Source organism: Streptomyces sp. NPDC050422 (assembly GCF_044458665.1).
GTDB lineage: Bacteria > Actinomycetota > Actinomycetes > Streptomycetales > Streptomycetaceae > Streptomyces.
In genome coordinates this window covers 233,618-253,383 of record NZ_JBITIE010000001.1, presented here as the reverse complement: position 1 = coordinate 253,383, position 19,766 = coordinate 233,618, and the positions used below count along the sequence as shown (strand labels likewise).

Below are 19,766 nucleotides of genomic sequence, written 5' to 3'. Positions count from 1 at the left end.
CCGATCCGGTGACGGTCGGCCGGTGACGGAACGAGAGCGGCCGGACAGGCCACCGCAGTGGACAACTGGGACACTTTTAGGCAGATCCCTTGACTCCGCTTACCTATGCCACCGGTGCGGGGCGGGCCGTCGTCAAACCGACGGAGGCCGATTACCCACTGAGCATGGCCGGAAACAGACACCGGAAACCCCGGGCGAGTCCGCCGAAGCGGGCCGCCCGGGGCTGGTGGCTCATGGACTAGTAGGTCGTGGGCACGTTCCACTGCTGGTTGGCACCGCCGTGGCAGTCCCAGAGACCGAGCGCGGTGCCGTTCGCGGTGTCGCTGCCCGGGACGTCGAGGCAGCGGCCGGACGCCTTGTTGACGAGTGCGTGCGTGGTGCCGTTGTACGTCCATTGCCGGGCCGGGTCGGTGACCGCCCCGCCCGCACCGGTCCCGGCACAGTCACGTACGCGCACGGCTGCGCCGTCGCCGGTGCCGTCCGCGGTGAGGCAGTAGTCCGACGGGAGCCGCAGGGTGCCGTCGGCCGCCCTCACCCAGGCCTGGTTGGCGCCGCCCGAGCAGGTGTAGAGGTCGGCGGCCACACCGTCCGAGACCCCTCCGAAGGCGTCCAGACACTTCCCGGCGAGCCCGGTCACCGCGCCGCGCACCGAGTTGCCGACGGCGAGGTTCTGCACGGTGGAGCCGGCGGCTACGTCGATCCGGGTCGCGCAGGCGTTGTCGCTGCTGGACGTGGAGGCGACGGCGCCCGTGACCGTACCGCCGTTGCCGGTGGGCACCCCGAAACGGGCGTCGCTGAACGGCTGGTCGTAACAGGTGGCGCGGGAGTTGTTCCACTCGAAGTACTCCGTCCAGTCCACCATCCCGGAGGGCGAGATGGCGGCGGCCGGCGTCTTGATGCTGCCGAGCTTGTACGAGGTGCCCGTGACGGTGTCCGAGACGGTGGCGCCGAACCAGCCGTCGCCCTCGGCCGCGACCTTGAACGTGTAGCGGTGAGCGGCGGTCCAGTCGAGGTTCATCCGGCAGCTCATGCCTTCGCCCTCGCCGCCGAAGGTCTGGCACCAACTGCCGGTGGAGCCCGCTCTGGCCTCGGAGACGTCCCAGACGGAGAAGAGGAGGGTCCGCTTCGACCCTCCGTTGGACTGCATCCCGAAGTACGCGCCGCTGCCCTTGTCGAAGCCGAACTGGTGGCTCCAGAAGACGTTCGCCCGGTATCCGGGGTCGTGCAGGACGGTGGTGGACCAGGTGACGTCGGTCAGTACCGGAGCACCGGAGAAGGAGTAGTTGGTGTAGGTGCCGGGAGTGATTCCCAGCTCCGCTGCCCGGGTGGGGGCGGCCGTGCCGAGCTCCGTGGCCTGGGTAGGGGCGGCCGTGCCGAGCAGGGCCAGAGCGGCTGCCGCGGCGGTGGCGGTGAGGGTGCTGAACAAGTGGCGCAGGGTCATGTGTTGCACCTGCTTCTGGTGGGGGGATGGGGATCGTTGCCCTTGCATGCACCGGCTCGGTGCATCCGTGCGGTGAAACCCGCCGGACGGGGCCGTGGCCCCGTCCGGCCTCTCCCGGTCAGATCCTCAAGACCGGCCGTATCGGCCTGCCCTATGTACGGACCTGCCCGCGTTCGAAGTACGCGACCAGCTCGGGGTCGAGGGCCGGCACGTCGTACGGCACACCGCCCTCGCGCAGGGAGCGGGTCGCGAGGACGCCTGCCGCGACGCTCATCCGGGCAGCGACCGGTGAGGTATCCGTGACGCCCCCGTCGCGCACGAACCGGCAGAACTCCTCCATGATCCGGGCGTCGCCCCCGCCGTGCGAACCGCCGGCCTCGGGCACCCGGTAGGTGATGTCGGCGTCGGCGCGGTACCCGCTGGGTCCGGTGTTCCAGACCTTGACCTCGTCACCGGGGCTGTCGCCGAAGTTCTCCAGCCGCCCCTCGGTGCCGATGACGGTGTAGTTGCGCCAGTAGTCGGGGGTGAAGTGGCACTGCTGGTAGGCGGCCACCACGCCGTTGTCGAGCTGCATGTTCATGACCGAGACGTCCTCGACGTCGACGATGTGGTGGAGGTCCTTGCGAGCCGTCGGCGGCCAGTCGAACTCCCGCAGCCAGTTGTCCGGGCGCGGGGTGTCCGCCTCGCGGCGCGGCAGGTCACCGTAGACGAGCAGGTCGCCCAGTGCGTTGACGCGCCGGGTGTAGCCACCGGCCAGCCAGTGCAGCACGTCGATGTCGTGCGCGGCCTTCTGGAGGAGCAGCCCGGTGGTCCGGGTCCGGTCGGCGTGCCAGTCCTTGAAGTAGTAGTCGCCGCCGTAGCCGACGAAGTGGCGCACCCAGACCGTCCTGGGCTCCCCGATGTCGCCGCGGGCGATGATGTCGCGCATCAGCCGTACGACGCCCATGTGCCGCATGTTGTGGCCGACGTAGAGCCGGGTCCCGGTCTCGTACGCGGCGCGCAGGACGTTGTCGCAGCTCTCGACGGTGATCCCCAGCGGCTTCTCCACGAAGACCGCCTTGCCGGCGCGGAGCGCGTCGATCGCGATGGCCTCGTGCGTGTCGTCCGGCGTGGCGATGACGACCGCGTCGAGGTCGTCCCGGTCCAGGAGCAGCTTGTAGTCCTCGACCGCGACGTCGGTGGCGAAGGCCTCGGCCTCGCGACGGCGCACCTCGGGGTCCAGGTCACAGACGGCGGTGATCGCCGATCCCTGCCCAGGACGATGGGCTGACAGCGCGATGGAACGGCGCAGGCCGAGTCCGATGACACCGAATCGCAGGTCTGACACGGGAATCCCTTCTGTCACGACGACAGCCACATGGTTCCCGACTGCGCACCTCATGGCAAGAGTTGTTCACTTAAGGGTGCTCACGAACATCTCCTGACATTCATCAGCCTTCGCGGGCGCGCGTGGAGAGGATGCGAGGTCAGAGAGGGGTGCACCGGAGCCCTCGGGACCACGGCGAACGGAAGGGGGCGGACCGGAACGGACCGGTCAGACCGGTCAGACCGCGATGACGGTGACGCCGGCCTCGGTGAAACGCGCGGCGGCCTCGGGCGCGATGCCCTTGTCGGTGACCAGGAAGTCGACCACTCCCAGGTCGCAGACCCGGGCGAAAGCCCGCTTGCCGATCTTCGACGAGTCGGCCGCCACCACCACCCGCTGGGCCTGCTGGGCGAGCAGCCGGTTGATGCTGGCCTCGCCCTCGTGGTGGACGTACGCGCCGCGCTCGGTGTCGATCGCGTTGACGCCCAGCACGGCGAGGTCCAGCGTGATCTCGCCCAGCACGCCGCTGGCCAGCGGGCCCGTCAGCTCGTACGACTGGGGCCGGGCCACTCCGCCGGTCACCACGATCTTGATCTGCGGCCGGATCACCAGCTCGTTGGCGATGTTGAGGGCGTTGGTGACCACCGTCAGGGTCGGCTGGCCGGACGTTCCGCCCGCGCCCTCACCCACGAGGTCGGAGCGCACGGCGAGCGACCGCGCCACCTCGGTAATGGTGGTGCCGCCGGTCAGCCCCACCACCTCGCCGGCCGCGACCAGTTCCGCGACGGCCCGGCCGATGGCCTGCTTCTCCGGGGCGTTGCGTCCCGTCTTGTAGCGCAGCGCCAGCTCGTAGCTGACCCCGTGCGCGACCGCGCCGCCCCGGGTGCGAGTGAGCAGGTGCTGCTCGGCCAGCTGGTCCAGGTCCCGGCGGATGGTCGCGGCCGAGACATCGAGGGCACCTGCGGCATCCTCGACGTCCACCCGGCCGTGTTTGCCGACGAGTTCCAGCAGCGCGTTCCACCGGGCATCCCTGGACAAGAGAACTCTCCTTACGGGTCCGGTCCGCGAGCACCCATCCCCTTGGGCGCGATCACCGGACACGCGCAAGCGTCGCACAAGGCTCCGACGAGTCAAACCATCGAGTCCGACCGCCGCGCGAGCCATTTGCAAGATTCATGCTTGATAATGCTTGCTCATCGCGAGTAATGTGCGTAAACGAGCATCCCACCCCGAGTATGGAGTGCAAAAGTGTCATTTGTCGAGATCGAGACTGCCAGTCAGCCGGACTGCTGGCGCCGCGCCGCGGACCTCGCTCCCAGTCACGCCGCCGCGCTGCCCGCCCGCGGGGAGCGCATCGCGGTGGTCGGCTGCGGCACCTCGTTCTACATGGCTCAGGCATACGCCTCGCTCCGGGAGGAGTCCGGACAGGGCGAGTCCGACGCCTTCGCCGCTTCGGAGTTCCCCGCCCGCCGCCGCTACGACCGCGTCGTCGCCCTCACCCGCTCCGGCACCACGACGGAGGTGCTCGAACTGCTCGACCGGCTGCGCGGGACCACCCCCACCGTGGCCATCACCGCCGACCCGAACACCCCGGTGATGACGTCGGCCGACGCCGTCATGGTTCTCGACTTCGCGGACGAGCAGTCCGTCGTGCAGACCCGGTTCGCCACCACCCTGCTGACGCTGCTCCGCGCCAACCTCGGCCTGCACACCGACGCCGTCATCCGCGACGCGGAGACGGCGCTGGCCGAGCCGCTACCCGAAGGGCTGCTGGACTGCACCCAGTTCACCTTCCTGGGCCGCGGCTGGACGGCCGGTCTGGCCAACGAGGCCGCGCTGAAGATGAAGGAGGCCTCGCTGTCCTGGACGGAGGCGTACGCCTCGATGGAGTACCGCCACGGTCCCATCAGCATCGCCACCACCGGCACCGCGACCTGGACGTTCGGCGCCGCCCCCGAGGGCCTGCGCGAGCAGGTCCTCGCCACCGGGGCCCGCTGGGTGGAGAGCGGCCTGGACCCGCTGGCCGAACTGGTCCGCGTCCAGCGCCTGGCCATCGCCCGCGCCGCCGCCCGTGGCCTGGACCCGGACAGCCCGCGCCACCTGACCCGTTCGGTGGTCCTGGAGGACGCCTGAGCTTCTCCTTGAACGAGGACGCCTGAGCTTCTCCTCGCACCCTGCGCCCGTTGCGGCGTGAGAGACACCTTCTGGCGGCGCCCGGTGCTGCCGGCGTCGCCGGAAGGTGCCCCTTGCGGTTCGAGGTCGTGGCACGATGTGCGGCATGACGACGAACCGAAAGGTCCATGCCGCGTAGCCGGCCGGGACGTGTCCGGGCCGGCATCCCCCGCCACCGGACACCGGAAACGGGGCCTGCCGTCGACGGCGTGTCCTCGCGTACACAGTCCGAGATCCTCCGCCTCGAACACACCCGCAACTATCTGCGGCCCGGGGACGTCAGCACGGCCCTGCGCCTGTGGAAGGACTACGTCCACCGCCCCGAACGCCAACTCTGGCATGGCTACGAGTGGGGCGACGTGCACTGGTACTGCTGCGGCAATCCCCTCGAAGCCCGGGCCCTCCTGGATACCGTGATGCAGGCCATGCCGGCCCGAAACGCCCGCGAACTCCGGCGGGTCGTCAGCCGGTTCGACGCCGTGTGGAACCGGCCGTCAACACCGTAAGGCCCCTGATGTGAGCGCGTTCGCGCACCGGGGAACCGGCCGCCCGTCGTGGGGCGGCCGGTCTTCCCGTCCGTCCGGTCACCCGGTCCCGCGCCGTCAGGACTCCTCGAAGTAGGCGTCCAGGACCGCGTCGAAGCCCTCCGTCCACTCCTTGAGGCTGCTCCTGGCGGCCGCTTCGACCTCGGCGTTGAACCAGCGCCGGTTCGATATGTGGACCGTGATCGTGAACCGGCGGCCGAACCGGGCCGGCTTCAGTTCGACAGCACCGATCTCGTCCCACTCGAAGTCGGCCTCCTGGTCGTCCAGCGTGAACCGGATGCCCGTGCGGTCCGCGGAGATCGAACCGCGTCGGTCGCTCACCTCGAACGACGGGCCGTCCGCGCCCTCGTCCTCGAACGACGGGCCGTCCGCGCCCTCGTCCTCGGACGACGGGCCGTCCCCCGCCTCGTCCTCGTTCTCGTCCTCCTCGTCGTCCGCCGCCTTCGTGGCGACGGGCTCGCCGTCAGGCGCTGCGTCCTCGGATGCGGCCTCCACGACAGCATCGTCGGGCGCGGCGCCCTCGGGTGCGGGCTCCTCGGTCTGCTCCGGGTCCTCGTCCGCCTTCGCGGCGATTCGGGGGGCCGTGAGACCAGGGATGTACGCCGGGTCTGTCCCTGCGGCGTACGCGGGCTGAGTGTTCGGATCTATGCGCTGCTCCACGGCGGGCAGTATGGCCGACGAACCTGTACGGGGCCAGTGAGGCGCCCGTTGACCGCTTCCACCCCCGGTACCGGAACACGGAAAGGGGCGGGCCCGCCCCTCCCCTCCCCGTCGCCCCCCTCCGCCCGTCGGGCCAGCCCCACTGGCGGGCGTCGTCGTTGATCCGGGTCCAGGTGGTACCCGCATCCGTGGAGCGGAAGACACCGCGCACGCCGCCGATCTTCGCAGTGCCAAAGAGCGTCCGGTACGAAGCTCCCGCGGCCACCTTGCCGAAGCCGACCGAGTCCGCCTGCTCGACCCCGGACAGCTTGGCGAACGTCGCGCCCGAGTCGCGACCTGGACCCAGGCCCGGGACTACAGCAGCACGCCGGACCGGCCCCAGTGGCCCCAGTCCACCCAGTCGAGCAGCGGAGTCCACTGCTTGCCCGCCTCGTCCCAGCGGTAGGCACCGCCGATGTCGGTGCGGGCGTAGGCGAGGTTCTTCTCCGACCGGTTGAAGACGATGCCGGGGACGAAACCTCCGCCGTCGATGCGGACGTACTTCCAGTCGTACGTGTCCGCAGCCAAGGACACATCGGATGCTTCGGCGGCTGGTACGGCATCGATGGTGCGCGCCGATGCCGGGGCGCCGGTGGCGAACAGGCCGGCGTGAGAGGGAGTGCTGCCAGGAGGGAGGCAAGGGGGCTGGCGCTTGGGCGCACGGAAACATCCTCTCCGAACGAGACCGCCGACAGCGGAGGTACAGGGCGGGTACGGATACGAGAGCGCTCCCATACGCGTCCCGATGGTAGCGGCGCGGGCCTTTCGGGAGAAGGGTGGTACGCAGGATTCATCGGATGACTTGGGCCTGACTCTCCGTCGCTACCCGGGTTGTGTCCGGCAATTCACCCCAAGCGTCGGGGCAGCCCGCCCGCCCGGACCGACCCGGACCACCCACCCGCACCCGGACCGCCCGCCCGGACCGTGCGGGAAACCGCAGTACGGACGTACGTCATGCCGCACCACCTCCGACGGCAACCCGCATACCGGCGCAGGCCGGCGGTTCCTAGCGTGGCCGGGGAGTCGTGGCGCCCTGCTACGACCATGCCCCACCGTCTGGAGACCCCGCATGGACCCCGCGCTGCTCGCCCTGCCGCAGGAACCCGCCGGGGGCGTCGCCGGCTGGGCGGCGAACCTCGTCGACACCCTGGGCGGCCCTGGGGCCGGCCTCGCCATCGCGCTGGAGAACCTCTTTCCGCCCCTGCCGAGCGAGGTGATCCTGCCACTGACGGGTTTCGCCGCGGGACAGGGTGTGATCCCGCTGGCCTCCGCCCTGTTCTGGACCACGCTGGGCTCGGTGGCCGGGGCGGCCGCCCTGTACTGGATCGGGATGCTGTTCGGCCGCGAGCGAATGCACGCCCTGTGGGGGCGGCTTCCGCTGGTCAGGAGCTCCGACCTGGAGCGCACGGAGGCGTGGTTCGTCCGACACGGCACGAAGGCCGTACTGCTCGGCCGCATGGTGCCGATCTTCCGGAGTCTGATCTCCGTACCGGCGGGCCTGGAGCGGATGCCGCTGCCGGTGTTCCTCGGACTGACCGCTGTGGGCAGCCTGGCCTGGAACACGGTGCTGGTGATGGCCGGTTACTGGCTCGGCGATGAGTGGGACACGGTGGGTACCTACGTCGGGTTCCTCTCCAAGGCCGTACTGCTCCTGGTCCTGGCGGCGCTCGCGCTGTACGTCGTCGTGCGCGTTCGGTCCGGGCGGGCACGGGCCCAGCACCGCCGTAACCCCTGAGGCGCTGCCGTGTCCGCCGGCCCCGCGAGCCCGGCATGTTCCGCACACGAGACGCTAGGGTCGGTGAACGTGACAGGCGACGCGGAAGACACCCCCGCCCCTCGCTCCTCCGTGCAGCAACCCAGTTTCGCCCGACGGTTGTCCGGGGTCGCCGGTGCGCTCCTGGGCTGCGTGACCGCACTGGCCGGACTCGTCCACTTCGCCGTGGCCGGGGCCCTGCTGGGCGCCTTTCTGCTGTGGCCCCGCACCCGCGGCCGCGCGCGGTCCCTCCTGGTCGCGGGGGTCCGGAGACTGACGCGGATCGAGCGATGGCGCCGGTCCGTCTTCTTCCATGACCGGTTCCCCGAACACCGCGCCTCCGATCAGCAGGTCCTGCGCTATCTGGCCTCCCGCACCTACGCCGGGCTGCTGTGCGCGGTGGTGACCGCACTGCTGGCGTTCGGCCTCGTACTGGCCGGGCTGCTCGCGGCCGGGGTCGCCCGGTCCACGCTGGGCTGGCAGGAGTTGCTCACCCAGGTGGTCCTCGGCTCCGTACTGCTCTTCCTCGATGTGCAAGGGCTGTTCTCGCTCGCCGCGCTCGACGCCCGGCTCGCGCGCGAGTGCTTCGGGCCCGGTGAACGGGAGCTGCTGGAGCGGCGCATCGGAGAACTCGCCGCGAGCCGCGCCGCGGTGGTGCGGGCGGTGGACAGCGAGCGGCGACGGGTCGAGCGCGATCTGCACGACGGGGTGCAGCAGCGGCTCGTGGCGCTCGCGATGCTGCTCGGCCGCGCCCGCCGCGCCCGAGACCCCGGGCAGGCGGACACGTTGCTGGCACAGGCGCACAGGGAGTCGGGCGAGGTGCTCGCCGAACTGCGCGAGGTGGCCTGGCGGGTCTATCCGACCGCGCTCGACAGCCTGGGGCTGCGGGAGGCGCTGGGCGGGGTGGCGGAGCGGTGCTCGCTCCCCGTCCGGGTGGCGTACGACGCATCGGGAGCGCTGCCGCCGCCCGTCGAGACGGCTGCGTACTTCGTCGTGTCGGAGTCCGTGACGAATGCCGCCAAGCACTCCGGGGCAGGAGACGTTCTCGTAAGTGTCGTGCGGAGAGGCGAGGTCCTCACCGTGCGCGTCCGCGACGACGGGAGCGGCGGCGCGGACCCGGAAGGCAGCGGACTGGCCGGGCTGCGCGGCCGGGTCGCCGCGATCGACGGCATGCTGGACGTCCACAGCCCTGCCGGGGGCCCCACCACCGTGACCGCGGAGCTGCCATGCGTGTGATTCTTGCCGAGGACTCGACCCTGCTGAGGGAAGGACTGGTCCGGCTGCTCACCGAGGAGGGCCACGAGGTGCTCGCCTCCGTCGGTGACGCCGAGGCGCTGCTGTCGGAGGTCGCTTCGCGGTCGCCGGACATCGTCGTCACCGACATCCGGATGCCGCCGACGCACAAGGACGAGGGCTTGCGCGCCGCGGTGGAGATCCGCGGGCGGTGGCCGGACATCGGGGTGCTCGTCCTGTCGCAGTACGTGGAGCGCGCCTACGCGGCCCAGTTGCTCGCCTCGAACGCCGAGCGGGTCGGCTATCTCCTCAAGGACCGGGTCGCGCAGGTGGAGGAGTTCCTCGACTCACTGGAGCGGATCCATGCGGGCGGGGCCGTCTTCGACCCCGAAGTCGTACGCCAGTTGGTCATCCGCAGCGCGCACGGCGACCCTCTGTCGCGGCTGACGCCGCGCGAGCGCACCGTGCTGGAGGCGCTGGCACAAGGCCACACGAATGCGGCCATCGCGCAGCAGCTGCACATCTCGCTGAGCGCGGTCGAGAAGAACCTGAACGCGGTCTTCGACAAGCTGGGGCTGGCCCACACCACCGGCTACAACCGCCGGATCCTCGCGGTGTTGCGCTACCTGGAGGCGTAACGACCCCCGGGCTCACGCGTACCAGTCGGCCATCCCGGGCGGGTCGCACAGTTCGAGTACCACCTCGCCCGCCTCGGAGGTCATGCCCCCGACGGGCCGGACCCGGTCGCCGACGTTCACCAGGTGCGGAGCGGCGCCCACGATGCGGCACCGGTACACGAACCCTTCGGGGAACCGGACCAGGGACTCGTTGCGCATGACCCGCGAGTAGCGGTTCACGACGCTGGAGCGCACGACGACCCCGTGGCCCTCGCTCTGCTCCGCTTCCAGATCGCTCGACGCGCATACGGGGCACAGGAGTTTACGGAAGGACGCGGTGCCGCACCACCGGCACACCTGGTAGACCAGACCCTCCCTGCTGTGCGGCCCCGCTGCGTCGCGAGCAGTGGGCTCCACGTCGATTCCGGTGATGAACACGCCTCGGCCTCCCGCGCTCGACTCGGTGTGCCGCACCTCCGGCGGCGGCACACCGGCACCGTATGGCACTTAGTTCCACGAAGTAAAGGTACTGAGTGCCGGGGAACGAAGAACTGCCGAGTGAACTACCTCTCAGTGGTGCCGCGTTCCTCGCCGAGAGCCGATTCGATGCGCTGCACGACGCGCCACATCGGGGCGCCCTTCGGCGCGATCATCACGATCACCTCGTCCTCGGCGGCGGGTGCCGGCGGCCGCTCGGCGTCCGGTCCCCACACGGTGCGGACGAGTTCGAGCGCCCGGTCGACCTCGGCTCCGGCATCGCCCCGGCCGCCCGAACGCAGCCAGGACCGCAGCCCGTTGTTGTGCGCCGCGACCACCGAAGCGGCGATCACCTCGGCCCGCAGGGGCGCGTCCGGCGCGCCGGACCACCGCCGCTCCAGGTACCCGGCCATGGTCCGCTCGTAGCGGCGCACGACGGAGAGTTCATACGTCCGCAGACCGGGCACCTCCCGGGTGAGCCGGTAGCGCTGTACGGAGAACTCCGGGTTCTCGGCGTACATTCGCAGCACCAGCCGGGCCGCGTCGCACACCGCCTCCACCGGGTCACCGTCCCCGGCGGCCTCCAGGAACGCGGTCATGTCCGCGAGGCACCGCTCGTGGTCGGGGAAGACCGCGTCCTCCTTCGAGGGGAAGTAGCGGAAGAACGACCGCCGCCCCACCCCCGCACTGGCGACGATGTCGTCCACCGTGGTCCGCTCGAATCCGCGCTCCATGAAGAGCGCGAAGGCCGCCTCGGCGAGCACGTCACGCATGGGGGGCTTCTTGGCCGGCCCGCGGTCATCGGTCATGCCGAAAACGTAGCACCGGAAACACATATCCGGCACTGGGTACCTTTACGAAGGGTACTAGGTACCATAGGATTGGGGCAGAGACTCGACGAAGTACAGGGAGAGCCGGCGTGAGCCTGAGGATCGTTGTCTGTGTGAAGTACGTGCCCGACGCGACCGGTGACCGGCATTTCGCCGATGACCTGACGTTGGATCGTGAGGATGTCGACGGTCTGCTGTCGGAACTGGATGAGTACGCGGTCGAGCAGGCGTTGCAGATCGCGGGCGCGGCCGACGATGCGGAGGTCACCGTGTTGACGGTGGGTCCGGAGGACGCCAAGGACGCGTTGCGCAAGGCGTTGTCGATGGGTGCGGACAAGGCTGTTCACGTCGAGGACGACGATCTGCACGGTACGGACGCGATCGGTACGTCGTTGGTGCTGGCGAAGGCGGTCGAGGCGACGGGTTACGACCTGGTGATCTCGGGGATGGCGTCGACGGACGGCACGATGGGTGTGGTTCCGGCGCTGCTCGCGGAGCGGCTGGGTGTGCCGCAGGTGACGCTGCTGTCGGAGGTGTCGGTCGAGGGCGGTGTCGTGCGCGGCCGTCGTGACGGCGACTCGGCGTCGGAGCAGCTGGAGGCGTCGCTGCCGGCGGTCGTGTCGGTGACCGACCAGTCGGGCGAGGCCCGTTACCCGTCGTTCAAGGGGATCATGGCGGCGAAGAAGAAGCCGGTTCAGTCGCTGGATCTGGATGATCTGGGGATCGAGGCGGACGAGGTGGGTCTGGCGGGTGCGTGGTCGGTGGTGGATTCGGCGGCGCAGCGTCCGGCTCGTACGGCGGGCACGATCGTGAAGGACGAGGGTGAGGGCGGTAAGGCTCTGGCCGGGTTCCTGGCCGGCCAGAAGTTCATCTGATTGCGCTCGTTCCTCGTTGTTCCGTCTCGATCTGCAGGAGATTGAAGTTCCATGGCTGAAGTTCTCGTTTTTGTCGACCACGTGGACGGTGCGGTCCGCAAGCCCACGCTGGAGTTGTTGACGCTGGCGCGTCGGGTCGGCGAGCCGGTCGCGGTGGCGCTGGGCGCCGGTGCGGCTGCTACGGCGGGTGTGCTGGGCGAGCACGGCGCGGTGAAGGTGCTGGTGTCCGAGGCGTCGGAGTATGCCGACTATCTCGTGGTGCCGAAGGTGGATGCTTTGCAGGCGGCGTACGGGGTGGTGTCGCCGGTGGCGGTGCTGGTGCCGTCTTCGGCGGAGGGCAAGGAGATCGCTGCCCGTCTCGCGGTCCGCATCGGGTCGGGGATCATCACCGACGCGGTGGATCTGGAGGCCGGTGAGCAGGGTGTGGTGGCGACGCAGTCGGCGTTCGCGGCGTCGTTCACGACGAAGTCCCGTATCTCGCGCGGCACGCCGGTGATCACGGTGAAGCCGAACTCGGCGCCGGTGGAGCCGGCTACGGGTGCGGGTGCGGTGGAGGAGCTGGCGGTGGAGTTCTCGGCGCTGGCTTCGGGGACGAAGGTGCTGTCGCGGACGCCGCGTCAGTCGACGGGGCGTCCGGAGCTGACGGAGGCCGCGATCGTCGTCTCCGGTGGCCGTGGCGTGAACGGTGCGGAGAACTTCGCGATCATCGAGGCCCTGGCGGACTCGCTGGGTGCGGCTGTGGGTGCCTCGCGTGCCGCGGTCGACGCGGGCTGGTACCCGCACACCAACCAGGTCGGCCAGACCGGCAAGTCCGTCTCCCCGCAGCTGTACATCGCCTCGGGCATCTCGGGTGCGATCCAGCACCGGGCGGGCATGCAGACCTCGAAGACGATCGTCGCGATCAACAAGGACGCCGAGGCCCCGATCTTCGACCTCGTCGACTACGGCGTCGTCGGCGACCTCTTCAACGTCGTCCCGCAGCTCACCGACGAGGTCACCGCCCGCAAGGGCTGACCCGTCGATCAGGACGAACGACGGTGCGGGGCCGCACGGCGGGTATCACCGTGCGGCCCCGCACCGCTGTGCGGCCGGTTCAGCCCAGCAGTTCCTCGATGAGGTCGGCAGCCCGCGGGGTGCCGCCCTCGGCCCGCACCTCGTCCCGCAGCCTCGCCGAACGGCCGGCGACCTCGGGGTCGGTGACGAGTTCGGTCAGTGCCGTACGCAGCGTCTCGGCGGTGGCGTCCGCGGTGTCGACGCGGCGGGCCACTCCCAGTTCCACGAGCCGGTCGGCGTTCATGAACTGGTCGGCGCCCTGCGGGACGGTGATCATCGGAACCCCGGTGTACAGCCCTTCGGAACTGCCGCCCATCCCCGCATGGGTGACGAAGGCGTCGGCCTGCTCCAGGATGGCGAACTGCGGTACCCAGGAGTGCACTTCAACATTTCCCGGGATGGCGCCGAGCTCCGCCCGGTCGGTGTGCCGGCCGATCTGGAGCACGACGTGCCATCCGGGCAGATCACCGTATGCGGCCAGGCACTGGCGGTAGAACTCCGGCCGGTTCGTGTACGCAGAGCCGAGCGAGACCAGCAGTACGCGCTCCGCGTCCTCGGGACGGGTCCAGGTCTGCTCGGCGCCGCGCCCGCCGAAACAGGGGCCGACGAACGTCACGGTGTCCGTGTCGACGTCCTCGCCGTGCAGCTGCATCGCCCGGGGAATGAGGGCGAGGGTGTGCGCGGGACGCCCGGAGAAGGCGTCCATGTCGGTAGTGGACGCACCACCGTCGGCGAGCCACCGGGTGAACTTCGCCCGGTACGCGTCGGCTCCGGGCAACGCCCACAGGTGAGCCGCCACGTCCTGTTCGTAGCCCTTCCAGGCGACCATGGCCGGGGACAGCTGCATGAGGGGGCGCTTCTGCGACTCGGCCAGCGCCCGCGCGGCGTAGGCGCCGATGTCGTACAGGTAGAGGTCCGCGGGGTCGTCGTCGTAGAAGGCCCTCAGTTGCGGGAGTGCCTGGACGGCGTCGTCGAGGAACAGGCCCATCGCGCCGATGGCGTCGTCGGGCCAGCTGTTGTCGGCGACCGGCAGGACGGAGCCGTAGGGGACGAACTCGGCACCTGTGGCCTTGATCCGGTCGGCCACCGCCGGGTCGTTGGCGTACGTCACCCGGTGGCCGCGGGCCACGAGTTCACGGATGACCTCGAGGCTCGGCAGTACGTGGCTGACGGCGGGGATGCCGACCATGGCGATGTGGGCACGGGGACGTGACATGGAAGATCACTCGATTCAGGTCTGCGGCGAAAGGGACACGGCGAACCCGCGCGTCGGCCGCTCCGGCCCGGAGGCCGGGTCGTGGGCGCGCACAGGGCATGCCGGACGGAAACGGGGCGCTGCCCCGTCCCGCGTCAGCCGTAGAGCTGCTGGAAGAACATGCGAAAGACCATAGCCGGTGCCCGGGCCCGCCGCATCTGGATTTGGCCTGGCCCGGGCGCAGCCGCCGTCACCCGGACGGGACGGGGGTTGGGGAAGGTGGCGACGCCGTCCATTCGGTGGTCGGCCCCGTTCACGATGAACCCCACCCCGGCGCCCAGGACGCGGAGTCGGCCGATGACCAGCTTCTCCGGGTCGTCGTCGTAGTACGAGTACTCCGTTGCTTTGAGTATCAGTAGCTCTCAGTAATTCCGACGTTTCTGTCCGAATGGTCCGTCACGGTGTCACCAGCGCGCAGGGTGCGCCCTGGTGTCCTATTGACGGTCTCCCGTTTCCGTCCCGGCCGGAGGCCGGGGATTGCGCCACCTGCCCGCCCCGCCCATGCCTCACGGCAAAGGCGGATGGTGCGGGTCTTACGGTCGGCTCCACGGGGCTTCGGCCCCTCCACGCTGGCGGGGCCCACGTCTCCGGCCACTCCGGTACCTGTGATGCAAATTGCGGTTGGCGCGAATCAAGAGAACGGGCGGGTTGCATCCGGCGCTTTCGTTCCGGACTCAGAGACACGAACAGAGGTGTCGCAATCGAAGACACACACCCAGGAACAGCTTGGTTTTCGCCGCACCACAGCGTGAGCCGCCTTCGCGGAGCTTCACCACATCAGCATTCACAGACAGCACCGCGCAACCACTGAAAGGAACAGGAACAGTTGTTTCACGGTGACGGCAGGTCCGGCTCTATGATCGTGAGACCGCTCCCGCCTCTGCACCGGTTTCGCCGCGTCCGGGCACCCAGCGGAGCAGCTGCCGGGCGGACCGGAGATCCGCCCGGCAGTCCGGGGTGAGCATGAGTCGGGACGTCAGGTCCTCAGGGCTGGAGCGGCATCGTCCAGCAGTTGGACGATGTGGCCTTGCCGGAGAGCCGGTCGGTCATCCAGGAGATCGCGTCGCCCTGGTCGGTGATCAGCGGGACCAGATGGTTGGTCAGGAGCTTGTCGCCGAGGTTCGGCAGGACGATGGCGTCGTAGGTGACGTCGGCGCCCTTGCGGCACCAGTCCACGGCCAGTTGGCGCGCCTGGGCGTGGGGCACGATGTCGTCCTGTACGCCGGTGGCCAGACGTACCGGACCGGTGGGCTTCAGGGTGCCGATGCGCTGTTTGTCGAGGGCGGCCTGCGCCTTGGGCTCGGCGGCGATGACGTCGCCGAGGGACTTTCCGCTGGTGGTCCATTTGGTGCTCTTGGTGAAGCCGTAGCCGAAGATCGCATCGCCGACGCACATGGTCGAGGCGTCCTTCAGGGCAGCCCGTCCGGCGTCGTTGACGTTGGCCTCGACGACGTCCCGCAGATCGGGGTCGGACTGGGAGAACCCGTTGATCGACCAGGCCAGGGCGCCGGCGAGGGCGCTGCCGTCGATGCCCTTCATGGTCGCGGTCAGGTTGGCGGGCGGCGCACCGGCGTAGGTGCCGGCGAGCTTGACGTCGGGCGCGTAGGAGGGCTGGAGTTCGGCCGCGGACGCGCTGGCTCCGCCGCCCTGGCTGTAGCCGTACAGACCGGTGCGCGAGTCCGGCGTGATCGAGGTGCCCGGCAGCTGGTGCGCGGCGCGTGCCGCGTCCAGCAGGGCGTGGCCCTGGTCGAGCCGGTTGACGTAGGTGTGCAGCCGGTCGGTCGTGCCGAGACCGACGTAGTCGGTGACCACGACGGCGACGCCTGCGGAGAGCAGGCGGTAGATCGCCAGGGTCTCGTAGCCGACCGACACGGTCTCGCCGCTGAGGGTCAGCGGGTACTGCAGGGTCATGGAGGGTGCGCACTGGTCGCCCTGGCCCACGGTTCCCGAGGCCAGCGCCACCAGGGGACGCGGGCCGGAGCCCTTCCAGCCGGCGGACGGCTCGATGTAGGCGCCGGTCACCGCGACGGCCTGCCCGCCCGAGTCGGTGGAGCGATACATCAGCCGGGTCGCCGTGCCCGGCATCGGGCGGCCGTCGAGACCCGGCAGGCTCAGCCCGAGCGGCAGCGGCTCGTGACGGATCACCGTGCCGTTGGCGGAGGGCAGTTCGGCCGGCGGGTTGTAGAAGTCGGGGATGGTGACCCCTCGGGACACCACGGGCTGCGTCCGGTCGGTGGCGGACGCGGGTGCGGCGTACGCGGCCACGCAGGCCGCCGCGGTCACGGCGACGGCCACCGCGCGCATGCCACCGGCGCGTGGCCCGCGGGCAGGGGAAACCATGGGGGACGTCGTGGGGGAGGTGGAAGGCGAACGGGTGCTCTTGCGGCTCACAGCTCACTCCTCGCTCTGCTCGGAATGCGGGTGAACGCAAGCTAGCAGCGGGGCTTACCGAAGGTAACCCGTCGGTAAGTTACGCTGCGGTAACTGTTGGATCGGCCCTGGCAGGCGGCCGTGGCACCCTCTGCTCCGACCGCCCGCACCCGCGGTTTCCAGCTGCGACGGCGGGCTGCGGGCCCCGCGAGCCACCGGCGGGGGACCCGGTCATGAGGCCGGTGGCCGACGTGGTCCTGGTGACCGGGCCCCCCGCCGGTCAGTCGATGCCCCGCCAGATGTGCGACTCCGCCGGGTCGGCGTCGTGCTCACCCGCGAGGAGAAGCGGCGGCGGAGCGGCGGGCGCCGCACACACCGGTGGCTTCCGGAGCTCCGGTGCCCTCAGCGCCCCCGCCCCCCTCCGGGTGTCGTACGCGGTGGACTTCAGGGGGGCTTCGAGTGTCTCGGTCATGTGGTGCCTCCTTCGTCGATGCGGGCCGCGGGCCGGGCGGATCCGGTCGCCCAGGAGACCTCCGGCCTGCCCGTGCCTTCGGTGATGCTCCAGGCGGGTGCGGCGACGACGGGCGGCAGCACCGGTTCCCCCGCCGCCCGGGCGACGGTGAGGAGGGCGGTGACGACGGCCGCGAGCTCCGCCTGGTCGGGGGTGCCGCTGAGCACCCGGAGGAAGGGGGCGGTCCGGGAGTCGTTCACTGGGGCTGGTTCCCGTGCTTGCGGCGCGGCAGCGACGCGTCCTTGCGGCGCAGCACCGCCAGGGCGTCGATGAGCCGGCTCCGGGTCTCCGACGGGTCGATCACGTCGTCGACGAGGCCGCGTTCGGCGGCGTAGTAGGGGTGCATCAGCTCCTCCCGGTACTCCGCGATGCGCTGCTTGCGGACGAGTTCCGGGTCGTCGGCGGCGGCGATCTCCCGGCGGAAGACGACGTTCGCGGCGCCTTCCGCACCCATGACGGCGATCTCGTTGACGGGCCAGGCGAGGGAGATGTCGGCGCCGATGGATCGCGAGTCCATGACGATGTAGGCACCGCCGTAGGCCTTGCGCAGGATCAACTGGACGCGCGGGACGGTGGCGTTGCAGTACGCGTACAGGAGCTTCGCGCCGTGCCGGATGATGCCGCCGTGCTCCTGGTCCACGCCGGGCAGGAACCCGGGCACGTCGACGAGGGTGACGAGCGGGATGTTGAAGGCATCGCAGAGCTGCACGAACCGGGCGGCCTTCTCACTGCTCCTGATGTCGAGGACACCGGCCAGGGACGCGGGCTGGTTGGCGACGATGCCGACGACCTGACCGTCCAGGCGGGCCAGCGCGCAGATGACGTTGGTGGCCCACTCCTGGTGGACCTCGAAGAACTCGCCGTCGTCGACGACTTCCGTGATGACCAGCCGCATGTCGTACGAGCGGTTCGGGTCGGCGGGCACAAGATCGATCAGTGCGTCCGTGCGCCGGCCGGCGGGGTCGGATGCGGGCGCCACCGGCGGCAGTTCACGATTGTTGGAGGGCAGCAGCGAGAGCAGGAAGCGCACCTCTTCCAGGCAGGTCTCCTCGTCGTCGTACGCGAAGTGGGCGACGCCGGAGGTTGCCGCGTGGGCGTCGGCGCCGCCCAGGGCGTCCTGCGAGATGGCCTCACCGGTGACCGCCTGCACCACGTCGGGCCCGGTGATGAACATCTGCGAGGTACCACGGACCATGAAGACGAAGTCGGTGAGGGCGGGCGAGTAGGCGGCGCCGCCGGCGCACGGCCCCATGATGACGCTGATCTGCGGGATCACCCCGGAGTTGCGGACGTTGCGCTGGAAGATGCCGCCGTAGCCGGCGAGCGCGGTCACGCCTTCCTGGATGCGGGCGCCCGCGCCGTCGCAGAGTCCCACGACGGGAGCTCCGGCCGAGGCCGCCAGGTCCATGATCTTGTGGATCTTCTGGGCGTGGGCCTCGCCGAGGGCGCCACCGAAGACCCGGAAGTCATGGGCGTACGCGAAGACGGTGCGGCCGTGCACGGCGCCCCAGCCGACGACGACACCGTCGCCGTGGTGCCGTTTGAACTCCAGGCCGAAGCCGGTGGCCCGGTGCCGCCTGAACGGTTCGACCTCTGTGAACTCCCCGTCATCGAAGAGGAGTTCAAGGCGCTCGCGGGCGGTGAGCTTCCCCTTCGCGTGCTGCGCCTCGGTGGCCTTCACGCTGGGCCCTGCCTGGATCTGGGCACGCAGCCCCATCAGCTCACCGAGGCGTTGCAGGGCCCGGGGCGACCCGGACGGCAGGTCGGTTGGGAACGGGTCTTCCGGTGAACTGACGGCCGGTACCGGGGATTCTTCTACGATGCTCATCCGCGGGTCCCTTCTCACTGGCGGTTCGGCGGATCGCTGGCGGATCGCCGTCCGGCCGGGCCGCGTTCGGCCGGCCGGTGGCCGAGCAGAATTGCCGCGGCACCTCGAATAGCCCTCGACTCCGGGCAGTGCGCGCGGGACGCGACGCGGTCGAGCGTGCCCCGAGCCGCCCCCGTCGACTCCGTGAAGGCCCGGCCCGTCCCCATGGCCGCCCGGGCGGGCGGAACCTCGCCCCTCGGGCCCTGTCGGCGTGGGCGGCCAGGCCTGCCACCACCACGTCGAGGCCGAAGCCGAGCCGTTCCTCGGCGCCATGCCATCACCGTGCCGGCGAGGGCCACGAGGTAAGGAAATCTGTCGGCGGGAAGGGCAGCGAAGGCCTGCACCAGCACCTCCTGGGTGACCGTCCTCGAGGACGCACACGGACACGTGGTTGCCGATCACGTCCGCGCCGTAGGCCGCGGCACGGTCGGACAGCCCGCCGCCCCTGAGGATGCCCAGGAGCCTTCGAGGACCACGATCGCGTCGGGGCCGCCGGGGATCCTCCCGAGTGCGACCTTGTCGGGTTCGGGCGGCAGGACCTCACCGGACACCCGGCCGAGGAGGAGATGCTTGAACTGGCGGCCATGGGCCAGGTGCACTGACCACGAGCGTTGTTGACACTCGCAGGCCTTGATCGCGGCAAGAACCGGGGGGGGGGGGGGGGGGCCCCCCCCGGCCCCCCCCCCCCGCGGGGCCACGCGCGGGCGCGGCGGCCGGGGGGGAGGACGCGCGCGGCCGGGGGGGCGGGGGGGGGGCGCGGCC

Annotated in this window: 19 protein-coding genes and 2 pseudogenes; 7 read left to right on the top strand and 14 right to left on the bottom strand. The window is 70.5% G+C overall.

The genetic code is table 11. The annotated features are described in order from the left end of the window. Window positions 1–238: 238 nt before the first annotated feature. The 3 genes from ACIBJG_RS01055 to ACIBJG_RS01045 all read right to left on the bottom strand — a co-directional run bounded on the left by ACIBJG_RS01055 (window position 239) and on the right by ACIBJG_RS01045 (window position 3,785). On the bottom strand, window positions 239–1,441 hold the full coding sequence (locus tag ACIBJG_RS01055) for a ricin-type beta-trefoil lectin domain protein (RefSeq protein ID WP_399302583.1): 1,203 nt from the start codon (window positions 1,439–1,441) through the stop codon (window positions 239–241). A 151-nt stretch (window positions 1,442–1,592) separates the two neighbouring features. After that, window positions 1,593–2,768 carry a Gfo/Idh/MocA family protein gene (locus ACIBJG_RS01050; RefSeq protein ID WP_399302581.1) on the bottom strand — a complete coding sequence of 392 codons (1,176 nt, stop codon included), beginning with the start codon at window positions 2,766–2,768 and terminating at the stop codon, window positions 1,593–1,595. A 216-nt stretch (window positions 2,769–2,984) separates the two neighbouring features. After that, window positions 2,985–3,785, bottom strand: coding sequence for a DeoR/GlpR family DNA-binding transcription regulator (locus ACIBJG_RS01045; protein ID WP_399302579.1), 801 nt, complete (start codon window positions 3,783–3,785; stop codon window positions 2,985–2,987). 210 nt (window positions 3,786–3,995) lie between these two features. Between ACIBJG_RS01045 and ACIBJG_RS01040 the strand changes: the two genes are divergently transcribed. After that, a complete protein-coding gene (locus ACIBJG_RS01040; RefSeq protein ID WP_399302577.1) occupies window positions 3,996–4,880 on the top strand; it encodes an SIS domain-containing protein in 885 nt (294 codons plus the stop codon). 248 nt (window positions 4,881–5,128) lie between these two features. After that, entirely contained in the window at window positions 5,129–5,425 is a 297-nt protein-coding gene (locus ACIBJG_RS01035) for a hypothetical protein (RefSeq protein ID WP_399302575.1), read from the top strand. A 96-nt stretch (window positions 5,426–5,521) separates the two neighbouring features. Here the strand turns inward: ACIBJG_RS01035 and ACIBJG_RS01030 are convergent, their stop codons facing one another. The 3 genes and pseudogenes from ACIBJG_RS01030 to ACIBJG_RS01020 all read right to left on the bottom strand — a co-directional run bounded on the left by ACIBJG_RS01030 (window position 5,522) and on the right by ACIBJG_RS01020 (window position 6,691). Then, the gene (locus ACIBJG_RS01030) at window positions 5,522–6,124 is read right to left on the bottom strand and encodes a hypothetical protein (RefSeq protein WP_399302573.1); all 603 of its coding nucleotides are present in this window, start codon (window positions 6,122–6,124) and stop codon (window positions 5,522–5,524) included. A 133-nt stretch (window positions 6,125–6,257) separates the two neighbouring features. After that, a pseudogene (locus tag ACIBJG_RS01025) lies at window positions 6,258–6,455 on the bottom strand (hypothetical protein); the annotation flags it as partial. A gap of 23 nt (window positions 6,456–6,478) precedes the next feature. After that, a complete protein-coding gene (locus ACIBJG_RS01020) occupies window positions 6,479–6,691 on the bottom strand; it encodes a hypothetical protein (RefSeq protein WP_399302571.1) in 213 nt (70 codons plus the stop codon). A 541-nt stretch (window positions 6,692–7,232) separates the two neighbouring features. On the opposite strand from ACIBJG_RS01020, the gene ACIBJG_RS01015 reads away from it, so the two are divergent. From ACIBJG_RS01015 to ACIBJG_RS01005, 3 genes are all read left to right on the top strand, one after another. Then, on the top strand, window positions 7,233–7,898 hold the full coding sequence (locus ACIBJG_RS01015; protein WP_399302569.1) for a DedA family protein: 666 nt from the start codon (window positions 7,233–7,235) through the stop codon (window positions 7,896–7,898). Between the two features lie 69 nt (window positions 7,899–7,967). Then, complete coding sequence (locus ACIBJG_RS01010; RefSeq protein ID WP_399303264.1) at window positions 7,968–9,152, top strand: sensor histidine kinase; 1,185 nt, start codon at window positions 7,968–7,970, stop codon at window positions 9,150–9,152. Then, a complete protein-coding gene (locus ACIBJG_RS01005) occupies window positions 9,143–9,787 on the top strand; it encodes a response regulator (protein ID WP_399302567.1) in 645 nt (214 codons plus the stop codon). The genes ACIBJG_RS01010 and ACIBJG_RS01005 overlap by 10 nt, the downstream gene beginning before the upstream one ends. A 12-nt stretch (window positions 9,788–9,799) precedes the next feature. Here ACIBJG_RS01005 and ACIBJG_RS01000 read toward each other — a convergent pair whose 3' ends face one another. After that, complete coding sequence (locus ACIBJG_RS01000) at window positions 9,800–10,204, bottom strand: Zn-ribbon domain-containing OB-fold protein (RefSeq protein WP_399302565.1); 405 nt, start codon at window positions 10,202–10,204, stop codon at window positions 9,800–9,802. A 125-nt stretch (window positions 10,205–10,329) separates the two neighbouring features. Then, entirely contained in the window at window positions 10,330–11,052 is a 723-nt protein-coding gene (locus ACIBJG_RS00995; protein WP_399302563.1) for a TetR family transcriptional regulator, read from the bottom strand. 110 nt (window positions 11,053–11,162) lie between these two features. Between ACIBJG_RS00995 and ACIBJG_RS00990 the strand changes: the two genes are divergently transcribed. Both ACIBJG_RS00990 and ACIBJG_RS00985 read left to right on the top strand, forming a co-directional pair. Next, window positions 11,163–11,948, top strand: coding sequence for an electron transfer flavoprotein subunit beta/FixA family protein (locus ACIBJG_RS00990; RefSeq protein WP_399302561.1), 786 nt, complete (start codon window positions 11,163–11,165; stop codon window positions 11,946–11,948). 51 nt (window positions 11,949–11,999) lie between these two features. Continuing rightward, window positions 12,000–12,962: an electron transfer flavoprotein subunit alpha/FixB family protein gene (locus ACIBJG_RS00985; RefSeq protein ID WP_399302559.1), complete on the top strand. Its 963-nt coding sequence runs from the start codon at window positions 12,000–12,002 to the stop codon at window positions 12,960–12,962. A gap of 79 nt (window positions 12,963–13,041) precedes the next feature. On the opposite strand, the gene ACIBJG_RS00980 is transcribed toward ACIBJG_RS00985, so the two are convergent. The 6 genes and pseudogenes from ACIBJG_RS00980 to ACIBJG_RS00955 all read right to left on the bottom strand — a co-directional run bounded on the left by ACIBJG_RS00980 (window position 13,042) and on the right by ACIBJG_RS00955 (window position 18,965). Next, window positions 13,042–14,217 (bottom strand): macrolide family glycosyltransferase, encoded by a 1,176-nt coding sequence (locus tag ACIBJG_RS00980; protein WP_399302557.1) that lies wholly within the window; start codon window positions 14,215–14,217, stop codon window positions 13,042–13,044. A 251-nt stretch (window positions 14,218–14,468) separates the two neighbouring features. After that, window positions 14,469–14,594: pseudogene (locus ACIBJG_RS00975) on the bottom strand (antibiotic acetyltransferase); the annotation flags it as partial. A gap of 646 nt (window positions 14,595–15,240) precedes the next feature. Further along, on the bottom strand, window positions 15,241–16,647 hold the full coding sequence (locus tag ACIBJG_RS00970) for a lipase family protein (RefSeq protein ID WP_399302555.1): 1,407 nt from the start codon (window positions 16,645–16,647) through the stop codon (window positions 15,241–15,243). A gap of 259 nt (window positions 16,648–16,906) precedes the next feature. After that, the gene (locus ACIBJG_RS00965) at window positions 16,907–17,098 is read right to left on the bottom strand and encodes a hypothetical protein (RefSeq protein ID WP_399302553.1); all 192 of its coding nucleotides are present in this window, start codon (window positions 17,096–17,098) and stop codon (window positions 16,907–16,909) included. Beyond that, window positions 17,095–17,337 carry an acyl-CoA carboxylase subunit epsilon gene (locus ACIBJG_RS00960; RefSeq protein ID WP_399302551.1) on the bottom strand — a complete coding sequence of 81 codons (243 nt, stop codon included), beginning with the start codon at window positions 17,335–17,337 and terminating at the stop codon, window positions 17,095–17,097. The genes ACIBJG_RS00965 and ACIBJG_RS00960 overlap by 4 nt, the downstream gene beginning before the upstream one ends. Beyond that, entirely contained in the window at window positions 17,334–18,965 is a 1,632-nt protein-coding gene (locus ACIBJG_RS00955) for an acyl-CoA carboxylase subunit beta (RefSeq protein ID WP_399302549.1), read from the bottom strand. Before ACIBJG_RS00955 ends, ACIBJG_RS00960 begins: the two co-directional genes overlap by 4 nt. Window positions 18,966–19,766 lie beyond the last annotated feature (801 nt).

Excerpts from the sequence above, each read along its gene's own strand:
- ACIBJG_RS01055 (WP_399302583.1), bottom strand. The coding sequence starts at position 1,441 with ATGACCCTGCGCCACTTGTTCAGCACCCTCACCGCCACCGCCGCGGCA.
- ACIBJG_RS00980 (WP_399302557.1), bottom strand. The coding sequence starts at position 14,217 with ATGTCACGTCCCCGTGCCCACATCGCCATGGTCGGCATCCCCGCCGTC.
- ACIBJG_RS01005 (WP_399302567.1), top strand. The coding sequence starts at position 9,143 with ATGCGTGTGATTCTTGCCGAGGACTCGACCCTGCTGAGGGAAGGACTG.
- ACIBJG_RS00955 (WP_399302549.1), bottom strand. The coding sequence starts at position 18,965 with ATGAGCATCGTAGAAGAATCCCCGGTACCGGCCGTCAGTTCACCGGAA.
- ACIBJG_RS00985 (WP_399302559.1), top strand. The coding sequence starts at position 12,000 with ATGGCTGAAGTTCTCGTTTTTGTCGACCACGTGGACGGTGCGGTCCGC.
- ACIBJG_RS01015 (WP_399302569.1), top strand. The coding sequence starts at position 7,233 with ATGGACCCCGCGCTGCTCGCCCTGCCGCAGGAACCCGCCGGGGGCGTC.
- ACIBJG_RS00995 (WP_399302563.1), bottom strand. The coding sequence starts at position 11,052 with ATGACCGATGACCGCGGGCCGGCCAAGAAGCCCCCCATGCGTGACGTG.
- ACIBJG_RS00965 (WP_399302553.1), bottom strand. The coding sequence starts at position 17,098 with ATGACCGAGACACTCGAAGCCCCCCTGAAGTCCACCGCGTACGACACC.